Origin of the sequence: Streptomyces sp. AC558_RSS880 (assembly GCF_019049255.1) — a bacterium.
Classification (GTDB): Bacteria; Actinomycetota; Actinomycetes; order Streptomycetales; family Streptomycetaceae; genus Streptomyces.
The window spans coordinates 99,961-112,660 of record NZ_JAGMUJ010000022.1; the positions used below are offsets into that span (position 1 = coordinate 99,961).

Below are 12,700 nucleotides of genomic sequence, written 5' to 3' on the forward strand. Positions count from 1 at the left end.
TATATCCGCGTAGACTCCGCGCGTGGCCAAGGTAACCAGGGATGATGTGGCGCGACTGGCGGGGACGTCCACCGCCGTCGTCAGCTATGTCATCAACAACGGACCCCGGCCGGTCGCCCCGGCCACGCGCGAGCGTGTCCTCGCCGCGATCAAGGAGCTGGGGTACCGGCCGGACCGGGTCGCCCAGGCGATGGCGTCGCGGCGCACGGACCTCATAGGCCTGATCATCCCGGACGCCCGCCAGCCGTTCTTCGGCGAGATGGCACACGCGGTCGAGCAGGCCGCCTCCGAGCGCGGGAAGATGGTGCTGGTCGGCAACACCGACTACATCGCCGAGCGCGAGGTCCACTACCTGCGGGCCTTCCTCGGCATGCGGGTCTCCGGCCTGATCCTGGTCAGCCACGCGCTCAACGACCAGGCCGCCGCGGAGATCGAGGCGTGGGACGCCCGGATCGTGCTGCTGCACGAGCGCCCGGAGGCGATCGACGACGTCGCCGTCGTCACCGACGACCTCGGCGGCGCCCAGCTCGCCGTACGCCACCTGCTGGAACACGGCAACGAGTACGTGGCCTGCCTCGGCGGCACCGCGGAGACCCCCGCCGTCGGCGACCCGGTCTCCGACCACGTCGAGGGCTGGCGGCGCGCGATGGACGAGGCCGGCATACCGACCGAGGGCCGCCTCTTCGAGGCCCCGTACAACCGCTACGACGCCTACCGCGTCGGCCTGGACATCCTGTCCGGCCCGGACCGCCCGCCCGCGGTCTTCTGCTCCACCGACGACCAGGCGATCGGCATCCTGCGCGCCGCGCGGGAGCTGCGGATCGACGTGCCGGGCGAGCTGGCGGTCGCCGGGTTCGACGACATCAAGGAGGCGGCGCTCGCCGATCCGCCGCTGACCACGGTCGCCTCCGACCGTTCGGCGATGGCCCGCGCGGCGGTCGACCTCGTCCTGGACGACGGCGTGCGGGTGGCGGGCTCGCGCCGCGAGCGGCTGAAGGTGTACCCGTCCCGCCTGGTGGTACGCCACTCCTGCGGCTGCGCGTAGCCACACCCGCGACCGGCCCCGGCGACAGACCTTTATATCGGGCATACGAGGTTCTGCCGGGCTTCTCAGCACACACTCAGGATGCTCTCATCGTCGGGCGCGAGGCTCGGAGCCATGACCGAGAGCCTCCGCCCCAGCGGCGAGCACGAGAGCAGCCCGCACCAGGTGAACCCCGAGTGGCCGCCCCCGCCGGCGTACGCCCCGCCGACGCACGCGCAGCCCTCGTCCCGGCCCGCGCAGGAGCCCGCACCGCAGCCCGCGAAGCGGAAGCGCGCCCGCGGCCCGGCGGCCCTGCTCGCCGCCGTGGCGATCGTCGCGGCGGCCGTGGGCGGCGGCACCGCCTACGGCGTGCAGGAGCTGACCGGCAACGACACGGTCGCCGCCGGCTCGGCCAGCACCACCGTCGTACCGTCGAGCCAGAAGGGCACGGTGTCCGGCGTCGCGGAGGCGGTCACCCCGAGCATCGTCGAGATCAACGCGACCTCGAACGCCGGCTCCTCCACCGGCTCCGGTGTGATCATCACGTCCGACGGCGAGATCGTCACCAACAACCACGTCGTGTCCGGGGCCTCGTCGATCGAGGTGCGGACCAGCGACGGCAAGACGTACGAGGCGGAGACCGTCGGCACCGACAGCGGCAAGGACCTCGCCCTGATCAAGCTCCAGGACGCCTCCGGTCTGCAGGCGGCCACCCTCGGCGACTCCGACGGCGTGCGGGTCGGCGACCAGGTCGTGGCGATCGGCTCCCCCGAGGGCCTGACGGGCACGGTGACCAGCGGCATCGTCTCCGCCCTCGACCGTGACGTGACGGTCTCGACGGACGAGAGCGAGAGCCGGCAGCAGCGGCAGCAGGGCGGCGGCTGGCCGTTCGAGTACGGCGGCCAGGAGTTCAACGGCGACACGGGCAGCTCCACGACCACGTACCAGGCGATCCAGACCGACGCGTCCCTGAACCCGGGCAACTCCGGCGGCGCGCTGATCGACATGAACGGCGACATCATCGGCATCAACTCCGCGATGTACTCGGCGAGCGGCAGCGGCTCGTCCTCGTCGTCCGACGCGGGCAGCGTGGGCCTGGGCTTCGCCATCCCGATCAACACGGTCACGTCGGACCTGTCGGCGCTGCGCTCCGGCTCGACGACCTGACGCGCCGCCCGCGTACCGTGCGAGGCTGAAGGCCTGAACCGTAGAGAGCCGTGAGGAACCCCGAGCCCATGAGCCCCGCAGAAGGCGACCGTGACCCCCAGCGCATCCTGATCGTCGACGACGAGCCGGCGGTGCGCGAAGCGCTCCAGCGCAGCCTGGCCTTCGAGGGGTACGGCACCGAGGTCGCCGTCGACGGCGCGGACGCCCTGGAGAAGGCGGCGGCGTACCGTCCCGACCTGCTCGTCCTGGACATCCAGATGCCCCGGATGGACGGCCTGACCGCCGCCCGCCGCATCCGCGCCACCGGCGACACCACGCCCATCCTGATGCTGACCGCCCGGGACACGGTCGGCGACCGGGTGACCGGCCTGGACGCGGGGGCGGACGACTACCTGGTCAAGCCGTTCGAGCTGGACGAGCTGTTCGCCCGTATCCGCGCGCTGCTGCGCCGCAGCTCGTACGCGGCGGCGGTGGCCGCCTCCGCCGAGTCCGACGACGTCCTCGCCTTCGCCGACCTGCGCATGGACCTGTCGACCCGCGAGGTCACGCGGGGCACCCGGCGGGTGGAGCTGACCCGCACGGAGTTCACCCTCCTTGAGATGTTCATGGCACACCCGCGCCAGGTGCTCACCCGTGAGCAGATCCTGAAGGCGGTCTGGGGCTTCGACTTCGAACCCTCGTCCAACTCGCTCGACGTGTACGTCATGTACCTGCGCCGCAAGACCGAGGCGGGCGGCGAGCCGCGCCTGGTGCACACGGTGCGGGGGGTGGGGTACGTGCTGCGGCAGGGCGGCGCGGAGTGAGCAAGCTGGTCCGCCGCGTCCGTGCGCTGCCCATCCGGGCCCGGCTGTCGCTGCTGGTGGCGGCGGCGGTGGCGTTCGCGGTGGCGGTGGTGGCGGTGGCCTGCTGGTTCGTGGTGAAGAGCGTGCTGGTGAGCTCGCTGGACGAGGCCCTGAAGGCGAACCGGATGGACGGGCAGCAGGTGAGCAAGTACCTCGACCTGCCCACCGGTCTGTGCGCCCACGACCCCCGCACCCACGAGGAGAACCCCTTCGGCTCGTCCGTACAGCTCGTGGACAGCAAGGGCGGGAGCTGCCTCATCATCGGCACGGAGAAGGTCCCGCTCACCGGCGCCGACCGCGCCGTGGCCGAGGGCACGTCCATCGACGCGCTGCACGAGGCGACGGGGTCGGACGGCGGGCAGTACCGGGTCTTCACCTACACCGTGCCCGGCCTGCGGAACGTCGCCGTCTCCGCCGCGCGCCCGCTGAGCGAGGTGAACAGCTCCCTCAGCAACCTCGCCCTGGTGCTGGTCTTCGTCGCGGGCGCCGGGGTCGTGGGGGCCGCCGCCGCCGGCCTCTGGGTGGCCCGGACCGCCCTGCGCCCCGTGGACGAACTGACCCGGGCGGTGGAGCACGTGGCCCGGACCGAGGACCTCACCGTCCGCATCCCCGTCGACGACGACAGCGAGGACGAGATCGCCCGGCTCTCCCGCTCCTTCAACTCCATGACGTCCGCGCTGGCCAGCTCCCGCGACCTCCAGCAGCAGCTCATCGCGGACGCCGGTCACGAGCTGCGCACCCCGCTCACCTCCCTGCGCACCAACATCGAACTCCTCACCCGCAGCGAGGAGACGGGCCGGCCGATCCCGGAGGCCGACCGCAGGGCCCTGCTCGCCTCCGTGAAGGCGCAGATGACGGAACTGGCCGCGCTCATCGGCGACCTGCAGGAGCTGTCCCGCCCCGACACCGGCCAGCACGCGGACCGGGCGCAGATCGTCGCCTGGCAGGACGCCGTCGAGTCGGCCCTGCGCCGCGCCCGGCTGCGCGGCCCCGAGCTGACGATCACGGCGGACGTCCACCCGTGGTACGTACGGGCGGAGCCGTCCGCGCTGGAGCGGGCGGTGGTCAACATCCTGGACAACGCGGTGAAGTTCAGCCCGGAGGGCGGCACGATCGACGTGCGCCTGGCCGACGGCGTCCTCACCGTCCGCGACCACGGCCCCGGCATCCCCGCCGACGAACTCCCGCACGTCTTCGACCGGTTCTGGCGCTCCCCCGGTGCCCGCGCGCTCCCCGGCTCCGGCCTCGGCCTGTCCATCGTGGCCCGTACGGTGCAGCAGGCGGGCGGCGAGGTGTCCCTGGCCCGGGCGGACGGCGGCGGCACGACGGCCACGGTCCGCCTGCCGGGCGCCCCGACCCCACCGCCCGAGGTGCCCTAGCGAAGACGGCGGCAACCTTTCCGTGCCGGGCGGCGACCGATCGGCGTCCCCTCCCCCACACGGAACGGATCGCCGCATGAGCGAGCACCGCAGCACGGCCCGGCACCGCAGGCCCGGGAAGTTCCTGGCCGTCGGCCTCCCGCTGGCCCTGACCACCGCCGGGGTCCTGGTGTACGGCACCGACGTCGTCCCCCAGCAGGCGTCCGCCGCGACGACGGCCGCCGCCCCCGCCTGGGCCACCGCCACCGCCGACGGCTTCGCCTCCGTCGACGCGCTCGGCCAGAACGGCACGTACGGCGGCCGGGACGGCAAGACCGTCACCGTGCGGACGCAGGCGGACCTGGAGAAGTACGCCACGGCCGCCGAGCCGTACGTCATCGTCGTGGCCGGGACGATCACGATGAACCCGGTCGGCAAGGAGATCAAGGTCGCCTCCGACAAGACGATCGTGGGCTCCGGCACGTCCGGGCACATCGTCGGCGGGGGCTTCTTCCTCGGCCAGGGCGTGCACAACGTGATCATCCGCAACCTGACGATCCGGGACGCCTACCAGGGCGTCTGGAACGACAAGGACCACGACTACGACGCGATCCAGATGGACGGCGCGCACCACGTCTGGATCGACCACAACGACCTGCGGAACATGGCGGACGGACTGATCGACGTCCGCAAGGACAGCACGTACGTGACGGTCTCCTGGAACAAACTCAGCCAGAACAACAAGACCTTCGGCATCGGCTGGACCGAGAACGTCACGACGGACATCACGATCCACCACAACTGGTTCCGCGAGACCGAGCAGCGCAACCCCTCCACGGACAACGCCGCCCACGCGCACCTCTACAACAACTTCCTCGAGGACGTCGCGGGCACGAGCATCAACTCGTCGTACGGCAACTACTCGCGCGGCGGCACCCGGATGGTCCTGGAGAACAGCTACTTCCAGGGCATGAGGAACCCGGTCATCAAGGACGCGACGGCGACGATCGTCCAGCGCGGCAACGTCTTCTCGGGCACGTCGGGCCGCAACGAGAGCGGGGGCACGGCCTTCGACCCGAAGGCGTACTACTCCTACACCCTCGACAGCGCGGCGAACGTGCCGTCCCTGCTGAAGTCGGGCACGGGCCCGCGCTCGACCATCGGCACGACGGCGGCGTCGGCGGCGGAGGCGGAGGCGTCGACGAAGGCCGCGGCGGCCACGACGCTCACCGTCGCCAAGGACGGCAGCGGCCAGTACAGGACGGTCCAGGCGGCGGTGAACGCCGTCCCCGCGAACAACGCCTCCCGCGTCGTCATCTCCATCAAGCCGGGCACGTACCGCGAGACGGTCAAGGTCCCGTCGAACAAGCCGCACGTCACCTTCCAGGGCACCGGCGGCAGCCGCAAGGACACGGTGATCGTCTACAACAACGCGGCGGGCACGCGGAAGCCGGACGGCTCGGGCACGTACGGCACCTCGGGCAGCGCCACGGTCGCCGTCGAGGCCGACGACTTCCAGGCCCGCAACCTGACGATCTCCAACGACTTCGACGAGGGCGCCAACCAGTCCCTCTCCGGCCACCAGGCGGTCGCCCTGCGCACGGCGGCCGACAAGGTCTTCCTCGACGGCGTGATCGTCGAGGGCGACCAGGACACCCTCCTCCTCGACACGGCCGCCAAGGACAGGCTGGGCCGGGTCTACGTCACCAACTCCTACGTCGTCGGGAACGTCGACTTCATCTTCGGCCGGGCGACCGCGGTGATCGACCGCTCGGTCATCACCCTGAAGAAGCGCTGGGACGGCACCTCCGCCGGCTACGTCACGGCCCCGAGCACCGCCGCGAACCGCAAGGGCCTCCTCATCGCCAACTCCACGGTGGGCGGCGCCGTCTCCGACCGCACCTTCTACCTCGGCCGCCCCTGGCACGCCGGCGGCGACGCCTCCCTGGACCCGCAGACCACGGTCCGCAACACCAACCTCAGCGCCGCGGTCCGCACCACGCCCTGGACCGACATGAGCGGCTTCTCCTGGAAGGACGACCGCTTCGCCGAGTACAGGAACACGGGCTCCGGCTCGGGCGCGGCGAGCAGCAACCGCCCGCATCTGACGGACGCCCAGGCGGCCGACCAGGAGGTCGCGGACTGGCTGGCGGGCTGGACGCCCACGGCGTCCTGAATCCTCGCAACGGGCCCCACGCCGAGGACGGCGTGGGGCCACCCCTCATTGCCACCACCGGTAGGATCGACCGCATGAGCGGTAGCAAGAAATACTCGATCAGCCTGCCCGAGGACCTCGCCGAGGCCGTGCGCGCCCACGTCGGTCCTGGTGGGTTCTCCGCTTACGTGGCCGAAGCCCTTGAGCATCGGGTCGCCATGGACAAGCTTCGCGAAATCGTCGCCGACTTCGAGACCGGTGACGACGAGCTCACCCGCGAGGAGGTCGAGGCCGCCCGCGCACTGCTGCGCCACGACCACCGGCAGTCCGGCAGGACCGCCGCCTGATGCCCGGCACCCTCCTGCTCGACAGCGAAGGTCTTTCGAAGCTCTACCGCAAGGACCGTGCCGTCGTGACCTTCGTGCAAGCCGCCTCGGAAGAGGGCATCCGCGTGGCCACCAGCGCCATGACGACACTCGAGGCCGACTACGAGCGCATTCACCCCGCCCGCATCACATGGGTCCTCTCGCGCGTGGACGTACACGACGTCACCAAGGCGGTCACGGACCACGCCGCGACCCTCCTGCGCACCCACCACCTCCACGGCCACACGTACGCCACCGACGCCGCCCTGGCCGCCATCGCCCGCACGGCCCCCCAGCCGGTCACCGTCCTCACGTCCGACCCCGAGGACTTGATGCTCCTCTGCGGCCCCACCGTGGAAGTACTCAAGGTGTGACGTGGAGGAACTCCTCGCAGTCGGTGAGCACCTCACGGACCGCCGCCTTCGCCTCTCCGCGCCGCCCCGGACCGTGCAGGGCGGTGGCCGCTTCCCGCGAGCCGCCCCGTATCGACCGTGCGATCTTCACAGCCCGTGAGGTCATGTCGAAACGGCCGGCCGGTTCGTTCAGCGGCCCGCCCGCTCGAGTGAGCCGTATGGCACGGTGGGCGCATGTCGACACCACCGGACGGGCTGCCCGTCTACCGCGTACTGACCGGGCCCGACGACTCGGCCTTCTGCCACCGGGTGAGCGAGGCGCTGGAGATGGGATACCTGCTGCACGAAGGGCCGTCGGTCACCTTCGACGGTGAGCGGGTGATCGTCGCACAGGCGGTCGTGTGGCCCGGGTAGGCGGTCCTACCGCAGAGCGACCTCCCCGCCGGCCCCTTTCCCGCGCGCCGCGGCATCCGGAAGCGCGTCAGACGAGCTTGAAGAAGAGCGTGTCCTGGGTGTACCAGTCGATGTTCTTCGTGGCGTACTCCCACTCCCGATGCTCGAACTCGAGCTTCTCGGTCAGTTCACGGAGGTCGTACCGGAAGTCCGGGTTCACCCGCTCCAGGACGGCACGGTAGGCGTCGGCGGCGGGCTTGGCCTTGGCCAGCGGCAGGTGGCCTATGGCCGGATAGCCGTCCACCGAGTACGGAACGAACGGGAACTCGCCGGGCAGTCCCCCGTAGAGGTATCCGTGGGGCAGAAGGTCGGCGGGCACGCCGAGACGGCGCAGCTCGTCGTCCACCAGGCCGAAGAACGTGGAGGGCTTGGAGTAGGTGCCCAGATGGGCCGGGTCCGACGCGTTGTGGTCGATGATGTGCTGGAGAGCGGAGTGGTAGGCGTTACCCGCACACTCGGCTTTCGAATCGGCGCGCCCCTTGATGAGGTGGTCGAGGGCATCGGGGATGGACAGGCCCCAGTCGATGCCCTGGCGATCGAGGTCGTCCTGATGGACCTGGGCGTCCTTGCGCATTCCGTCGAGGCGGCGTCGTTGGTCCGCCGTCAGGTCGCCGTCGCTGCCCAGGTAGGCGAGAACGTCGGCCTTGTCCGCGGTGGAGTACGCGATGTTGTGACTCATGAGCGCCATCGTGCCAAGCGGCACTGACATCCGGAGCACGGGCCGTCCCCTCGGACACGGTCCGGTTGTTGTCGGAGCCGGGTGGTATGCATGCCGCATGAACTGTGATCACGCCGATCCTGCCGAACTGGACGCGCTGCGGCAGGCGTTCGGCGTCGATGACGAGGGCGAGTCGGCTCTCGGCTGGGACGCCGTGCGCGCCTTCGAGGCCGAGCACGGGATCGTGCTGCCCGAGCCGTACCGGACCTTCGTCGCGGAGGTGACGGACGGCTCGTACTCCGGGCCGCCGGAGTACGGGCTGCTGCCGGTCGCCGAGTTGCCCGACGACTGGGGTGACGACGGGCAGGAACGCGACCTGAGCAAGCCGTTCCCGCTGACGGAGGCGTGGCTGTGGGAGGACGACCCGGAGGGCGGCGACGATGAGGACGAGCTCATCGAGCGGGTCTACGCCGACGGCTCGATCGTGCTCGGTACCGACGGGTGCGCGATGAACTGGCATCTGGTCGTGAGCGGCCCCCACCGAGGTCACGTCTGGCTGATCAGCGACGTCGGCGCCGTTCCCTTCGGAGCGGAGTTCGGGCACACGACCGCCGACCCGGGCTTCGCCGGCTGGGTCCGGCACTGGGCGGCGGACAAGCCCTGGGACGACGCCGTGTGACCGCCGCGTCGTGCGGCTGCCCGGGGGGGTGCCTACCGCCGCCGGCTGCCGAACTCCGTCACGAAGGACGTCCACGAAGCCGAGCCGAAGACGAGCACGGGGCCGGGCAGGACCTTGCTGTCCCGCACGGGGACGATGCCGGCGTGGCCGAGGCCGTGCTCGCGGACGGGAAGGCAGGCGAGCGGGCGGTGCGGTTCGCGCTCGTGCGGACCTGAAGTCCTTGGAGGACGTACTCCATGTCGCGGTCGGCCGGGGGCAGCGCGTCAAGCCGCGTGAGAAGTGACGGAGGGGTCAGTGGAAGCCGAGCATTCCGGGGGAGTCGATGTCGACCGTGACCACGCCGGGTGGATACGCCTCTTCGCGGTCCGTCAGCAGAATGGACATGCCCGTGAAGTCCGGACGCGGCAGAGCACAGTACAGAGCGTGACAGGTGTCCGCGCCGCCGTAACCGTCGCGGATCATGCTTCCGACACTGACCGAGGCGACGGTGCCGAGGGCGTCGACCACGACCGACGAGAAGGCCAGCACACGCTGCGCCGCACCCGTGTCCTCCGACTCCGCCCGCATCAGGCAGAGCGCCGGAATCCGGAGAAGGTCACCCGGGGTACGGGCCATGTTGCCCGCGAGAAGATTCAGCGTCTTGTGCCCGTTCGCGAGGGCGCGGGTGGCAGCCGTATCCAGGATGATCACGCGGCCGCACCCCGTGCCACGCGGGCCTTCTCGGCGGCGATCCGGTAGATGTTCCCGAGCACGTCAGGGGCCTGATCGAACTCCTCGTCACTGAGCTCGAGACCGATGACCTCGCGCACGACCCGCCGGTCGGCCGCGACCCGTTCGGCGATCTGCTCCGCGGTGGGCTGCTCCGCGGCCAACTGCTCGACCAACTGCCCGAGCGTCATACCCCGCTCCTTCGCGACCTGGGCGAGGTGGTCGCGGGTCTGCCGGGACACCTGAATGGTGGTGTGCTCTGCCATGGTTTCACCATAGCCATGCCGCAGCGGTGCGCACAGGATCATTCGATCGCATCACCCGAAAGAGGGGGTGACCTGCGTCGGGGCCGGTACGAGGCGGTGAACACGCCTGGTACCGGCCCCGACGGTGGTTACTACCTCACGATCGTGATGCGGTCCGCCTTCGGCGGGGCGATCGGGGACGTGGGCGTCGAGTTGGCGGTCAGGTACTGCTCGAGCGCCGCCAGGTCGTCCTCGCCGACCAGGTCGTTCGTGCCCTGGCCCAGGGTCGGGAAGCCGTCGCCGCCGCCCGCGAGGAAGCTGTTCGTGGCGACGCGGTAGGTGGCGGTCGGGTCGATCGCGGATCCGTTGAGCTTGATCGAGTCCGTGACGACGCGGTCCGCGCCGGTCTTCGTCAGGTCCAGGGTGTAGGTGAGGCCGCCCGAGATCTGGAGGATCTTCGGGGCCGCCTCGTTCGGGCCGCTGACCTGCTCCTTCAGGGCCTGGATGACCTGCGCGCCGGTGAAGTCCTGCAGGTTGACCGTGTTGGCGAAGGGCTGGACGGTGAAGGCCTCGGCGAACGTCACCACGCCGTCGCCCTCGGCGCCGCCGGCCGCGTGGGTGAGGGACGCGCGGATGCCGCCGGGGTTCATCAGCGCCAGGTCGGTCTCCGCGTCCAGCGTCCTGCCGTACGCCAGCTGCGCGTCGGCGATCAGGTCGCCGAGCGGGGACTCGGTGCCGTCGCGCACGATGTCGCCGGAGATGTAGCCGATCGGGCGGTTGCCGATCGGGGCGGCGAGGGTGTTCCACTTGTCGATCAGGCGGGTCATGTCGGGCGCCTTGGGGACGTCCCGGGTGACCACGTGGTTCGCGGACTTCACGGCCGTACGGGCGATGTCACCCGTCGCGCGGTCGTAGGTCAGCGTGGTGTCCGTGTAGAGGCGGCCGAAGGACGCGGCCGAGGTGACCGTGCGGGGCTTGCCCGCCGGGTCGGGGATGGTGCACGCGTACGCGTTGTGGGTGTGGCCGGTGACCAGCGCGTCCACCTGGGGCGTGATGTTCTTCGCGATGTCCGCGATCGGGCCGGAGATGCCGTCGCCCGCGCCCGGGGAGTCGCAGTCGTAGTTGTAGGCGGACGAGGCCGGGAAGCCGCCCTCGTGGATGAGCGCCACGATCGACTTCACGCCCCGGCGCTGGAGCTCCTTGGCGTACTTGTCGATCGTCTCGACCTCGTCCTTGAAGGTGAGGCCCTTGACGCCCTCGGCGGAGACGATGTCCGGGGTGCCCTCCAGGGTCACGCCGATGAAGCCGACCTTGACGCCCTGCTTCTTCCACACCCAGTACGGCTTGAGGACGGGCTTCCCCGTCTTCTCGTCCAGGACGTTCGCCGCCAGGTACGGGAAGTCGGCGCCCTTGAACTCCTTGTCGGTGTAGCAGCCCTCGGTGGGGTGGCAGCCGCCGTTCTGGAGGCGGCCCAGCTCGGCCGCGCCCTCGTCGAACTCGTGGTTGCCGACGCTCGTCACGTCGAGGTCGAGCTTGTTCAGCGCCTCGATGGTGGGCTCGTCGTGGAAGAGGCCCGAGAGGAGCGGGGACGCGCCGACCATGTCGCCGCCGGCGGCGGTGATGGAGTAGCGGTTGCCCTCGCGCGCCTCGCGCAGGTGGGTGGCGAGGTACTCCACGCCGCCCGCGTCGACGGTCTTCGTCGTGCCGTCGTGCTGGAGTTCGGTGACCCGGCCCGAGGAGCCGGACGGCGGCTCCAGGTTGCCGTGCAGGTCGTTGAAGGACAGCAGCTGCACGTCCTGGTAGCGGCCGTGGTCGCGGGCCTTGCCCTTGTTCCCGTGGTTCTCGCCCGCCGTCGCCGACCCGGGCAGGGCGGCCGCGGCCAGCGCGCCGACGGTGAGCACACCGGCGACGGTCGCGAGGAGACGGTTCGTACGGCGTCTGCGGCGCTGGTGGTGCGCCGGGGATGTGGCTGGCATGCGCCCCCCTGTGGGTCCGAATGGATACCGGCGCAGCCTAGAGTCAACGCGCGTAGCGCAACAGGGCTTCAGGGTTACGGCCTGGTTTAACTTTCCCCTGCGCCGTTGTCGTCCGTTTTGCGACACCCTCCCCGCGCGCTCCCTTTAGTCTCGTACGCATGACCAGCGACGACTTCGCACGGCCCGGCCGATCCCGCTCGCTCCAGACGTATGCCGCGCTCGGCCCCGAGCAGACCGAGGCGGTTCTCGCCCTGCTCGCCGAGGCCGCCAAGACCGACGGACAGCAGGCGGTGTCCGAGCAGGGGCGGTTGCAGCTGCGCGGCGGGGAGCGGGACGGGGTCTCGCACCTGCTGCTCTCCGTCGACGGCGAGCTCGTCGGGTACGCCCAGCTGGAGGACACCGATCCGGTGGAGCCGCCGGCCGCCGAGCTGGTCGTGCACCCCTCTCACCGGGGCAACGGGCACGGGCGGGCGCTCGGTTCGGCGCTGCTCGCCGCCTCCGGGAAGCGGCTGCGGGTGTGGGCGCACGGCGGTCACTCCGCCGCCCGGCACCTCGCGCAGGTCCTCGGGCTGACGCTGTTCCGGGAACTGCGGCAGATGCGGCGGCCGTTGGCCGACCTCGATCTGCCCGACCCGGTGCTGCCGGACGGCGTGACCGTCCGGACGTTCGTGCCGGGGCGGGACGACGCCGCCTGGCTCGCGGTGAACGCCGCCGCGT

The 12,700-nt window shown here is 71.0% G+C and carries 15 protein-coding genes and 1 pseudogene; 10 read left to right on the forward strand and 6 right to left on the reverse strand.

What is annotated here, in order from left to right; translation table 11 throughout:
* The first annotated feature begins 22 nt into the window (after nt 1-22).
* The 7 genes from KUM38_RS08815 to KUM38_RS08845 all read left to right on the forward strand — a co-directional run bounded on the left by KUM38_RS08815 (nt 23) and on the right by KUM38_RS08845 (nt 7,285).
* Nucleotides 23-1,045 (forward strand): LacI family DNA-binding transcriptional regulator, encoded by a 1,023-nt coding sequence (locus KUM38_RS08815; protein ID WP_217128732.1) that lies wholly within the window; start codon nt 23-25, stop codon nt 1,043-1,045.
* Nucleotides 1,046-1,159: 114 nt separating this feature from the next.
* On the forward strand, nt 1,160-2,191 hold the full coding sequence (locus KUM38_RS08820) for a S1C family serine protease (protein ID WP_217128733.1): 1,032 nt from the start codon (nt 1,160-1,162) through the stop codon (nt 2,189-2,191).
* Between the two features lie 68 nt (nt 2,192-2,259).
* Nucleotides 2,260-2,994 (forward strand): response regulator transcription factor, encoded by a 735-nt coding sequence (locus KUM38_RS08825; protein ID WP_217128734.1) that lies wholly within the window; start codon nt 2,260-2,262, stop codon nt 2,992-2,994.
* The gene (locus tag KUM38_RS08830) at nt 2,991-4,412 is read left to right on the forward strand and encodes a cell wall metabolism sensor histidine kinase WalK (RefSeq protein WP_217128735.1); all 1,422 of its coding nucleotides are present in this window, start codon (nt 2,991-2,993) and stop codon (nt 4,410-4,412) included. Before KUM38_RS08825 ends, KUM38_RS08830 begins: the two co-directional genes overlap by 4 nt.
* Nucleotides 4,413-4,488: 76 nt before the next feature.
* Complete coding sequence (locus KUM38_RS08835) at nt 4,489-6,567, forward strand: pectinesterase family protein (protein ID WP_217128736.1); 2,079 nt, start codon at nt 4,489-4,491, stop codon at nt 6,565-6,567.
* Nucleotides 6,568-6,641: 74 nt separating this feature from the next.
* Complete coding sequence (locus KUM38_RS08840; RefSeq protein WP_217128737.1) at nt 6,642-6,893, forward strand: hypothetical protein; 252 nt, start codon at nt 6,642-6,644, stop codon at nt 6,891-6,893.
* Complete coding sequence (locus tag KUM38_RS08845) at nt 6,893-7,285, forward strand: DNA-binding protein (protein ID WP_217128738.1); 393 nt, start codon at nt 6,893-6,895, stop codon at nt 7,283-7,285. Before KUM38_RS08840 ends, KUM38_RS08845 begins: the two co-directional genes overlap by 1 nt.
* On the opposite strand, the gene KUM38_RS08850 is transcribed toward KUM38_RS08845, so the two are convergent.
* Nucleotides 7,275-7,430 (reverse strand): hypothetical protein, encoded by a 156-nt coding sequence (locus KUM38_RS08850; RefSeq protein ID WP_217128739.1) that lies wholly within the window; start codon nt 7,428-7,430, stop codon nt 7,275-7,277. The genes KUM38_RS08845 and KUM38_RS08850 overlap by 11 nt on opposite strands.
* Nucleotides 7,431-7,498: 68 nt before the next feature.
* Between KUM38_RS08850 and KUM38_RS08855 the strand changes: the two genes are divergently transcribed.
* Nucleotides 7,499-7,678, forward strand: a complete 180-nt coding sequence (locus KUM38_RS08855; protein ID WP_217128740.1) for a DUF1737 domain-containing protein — start codon at nt 7,499-7,501, stop codon at nt 7,676-7,678.
* Nucleotides 7,679-7,745: 67 nt separating this feature from the next.
* On the opposite strand, the gene KUM38_RS08860 is transcribed toward KUM38_RS08855, so the two are convergent.
* A complete protein-coding gene (locus KUM38_RS08860; protein WP_217128741.1) occupies nt 7,746-8,396 on the reverse strand; it encodes a hypothetical protein in 651 nt (216 codons plus the stop codon).
* Between the two features lie 97 nt (nt 8,397-8,493).
* On the opposite strand from KUM38_RS08860, the gene KUM38_RS08865 reads away from it, so the two are divergent.
* Nucleotides 8,494-9,054 carry an SMI1/KNR4 family protein gene (locus KUM38_RS08865; protein ID WP_217128742.1) on the forward strand — a complete coding sequence of 187 codons (561 nt, stop codon included), beginning with the start codon at nt 8,494-8,496 and terminating at the stop codon, nt 9,052-9,054.
* 32 nt (nt 9,055-9,086) lie between these two features.
* Here KUM38_RS08865 and KUM38_RS08870 read toward each other — a convergent pair.
* The 4 genes and pseudogenes from KUM38_RS08870 to KUM38_RS08885 form a co-directional block, all read right to left on the reverse strand.
* A pseudogene (locus KUM38_RS08870) lies at nt 9,087-9,218 on the reverse strand (DUF397 domain-containing protein); the annotation flags it as partial.
* A gap of 127 nt (nt 9,219-9,345) precedes the next feature.
* Nucleotides 9,346-9,744, reverse strand: a complete 399-nt coding sequence (locus tag KUM38_RS08875; protein WP_217128743.1) for a hypothetical protein — start codon at nt 9,742-9,744, stop codon at nt 9,346-9,348.
* Entirely contained in the window at nt 9,741-10,028 is a 288-nt protein-coding gene (locus KUM38_RS08880) for a hypothetical protein (protein WP_217128744.1), read from the reverse strand. The genes KUM38_RS08875 and KUM38_RS08880 overlap by 4 nt, the downstream gene beginning before the upstream one ends.
* A 131-nt stretch (nt 10,029-10,159) precedes the next feature.
* Nucleotides 10,160-11,983 (reverse strand): bifunctional UDP-sugar hydrolase/5'-nucleotidase, encoded by a 1,824-nt coding sequence (locus KUM38_RS08885; RefSeq protein ID WP_217128745.1) that lies wholly within the window; start codon nt 11,981-11,983, stop codon nt 10,160-10,162.
* Between the two features lie 158 nt (nt 11,984-12,141).
* Between KUM38_RS08885 and mshD the strand changes: the two genes are divergently transcribed.
* Nucleotides 12,142-12,700, forward strand: a 559-nt coding sequence (gene mshD, locus KUM38_RS08890) for a mycothiol synthase (RefSeq protein WP_217128746.1), incomplete at its 3' end; no start/stop codon positions are given.

Bases quoted from the DNA above. Each gene is read 5' to 3' on its own strand.
- KUM38_RS08885 (WP_217128745.1), bottom strand. From the start codon at position 11,983: ATGCCAGCCACATCCCCGGCGCACCACCAGCGCCGCAGACGCCGTACG.
- KUM38_RS08835 (WP_217128736.1), top strand. From the start codon at position 4,489: ATGAGCGAGCACCGCAGCACGGCCCGGCACCGCAGGCCCGGGAAGTTC.
- KUM38_RS08825 (WP_217128734.1), top strand. From the start codon at position 2,260: ATGAGCCCCGCAGAAGGCGACCGTGACCCCCAGCGCATCCTGATCGTC.
- KUM38_RS08865 (WP_217128742.1), top strand. From the start codon at position 8,494: ATGAACTGTGATCACGCCGATCCTGCCGAACTGGACGCGCTGCGGCAG.
- KUM38_RS08855 (WP_217128740.1), top strand. From the start codon at position 7,499: ATGTCGACACCACCGGACGGGCTGCCCGTCTACCGCGTACTGACCGGG.
- KUM38_RS08845 (WP_217128738.1), top strand. From the start codon at position 6,893: ATGCCCGGCACCCTCCTGCTCGACAGCGAAGGTCTTTCGAAGCTCTAC.
- KUM38_RS08860 (WP_217128741.1), bottom strand. From the start codon at position 8,396: ATGAGTCACAACATCGCGTACTCCACCGCGGACAAGGCCGACGTTCTC.
- KUM38_RS08820 (WP_217128733.1), top strand. From the start codon at position 1,160: ATGACCGAGAGCCTCCGCCCCAGCGGCGAGCACGAGAGCAGCCCGCAC.
- KUM38_RS08880 (WP_217128744.1), bottom strand. From the start codon at position 10,028: ATGGCAGAGCACACCACCATTCAGGTGTCCCGGCAGACCCGCGACCAC.
- KUM38_RS08850 (WP_217128739.1), bottom strand. From the start codon at position 7,430: ATGACCTCACGGGCTGTGAAGATCGCACGGTCGATACGGGGCGGCTCG.
- KUM38_RS08840 (WP_217128737.1), top strand. From the start codon at position 6,642: ATGAGCGGTAGCAAGAAATACTCGATCAGCCTGCCCGAGGACCTCGCC.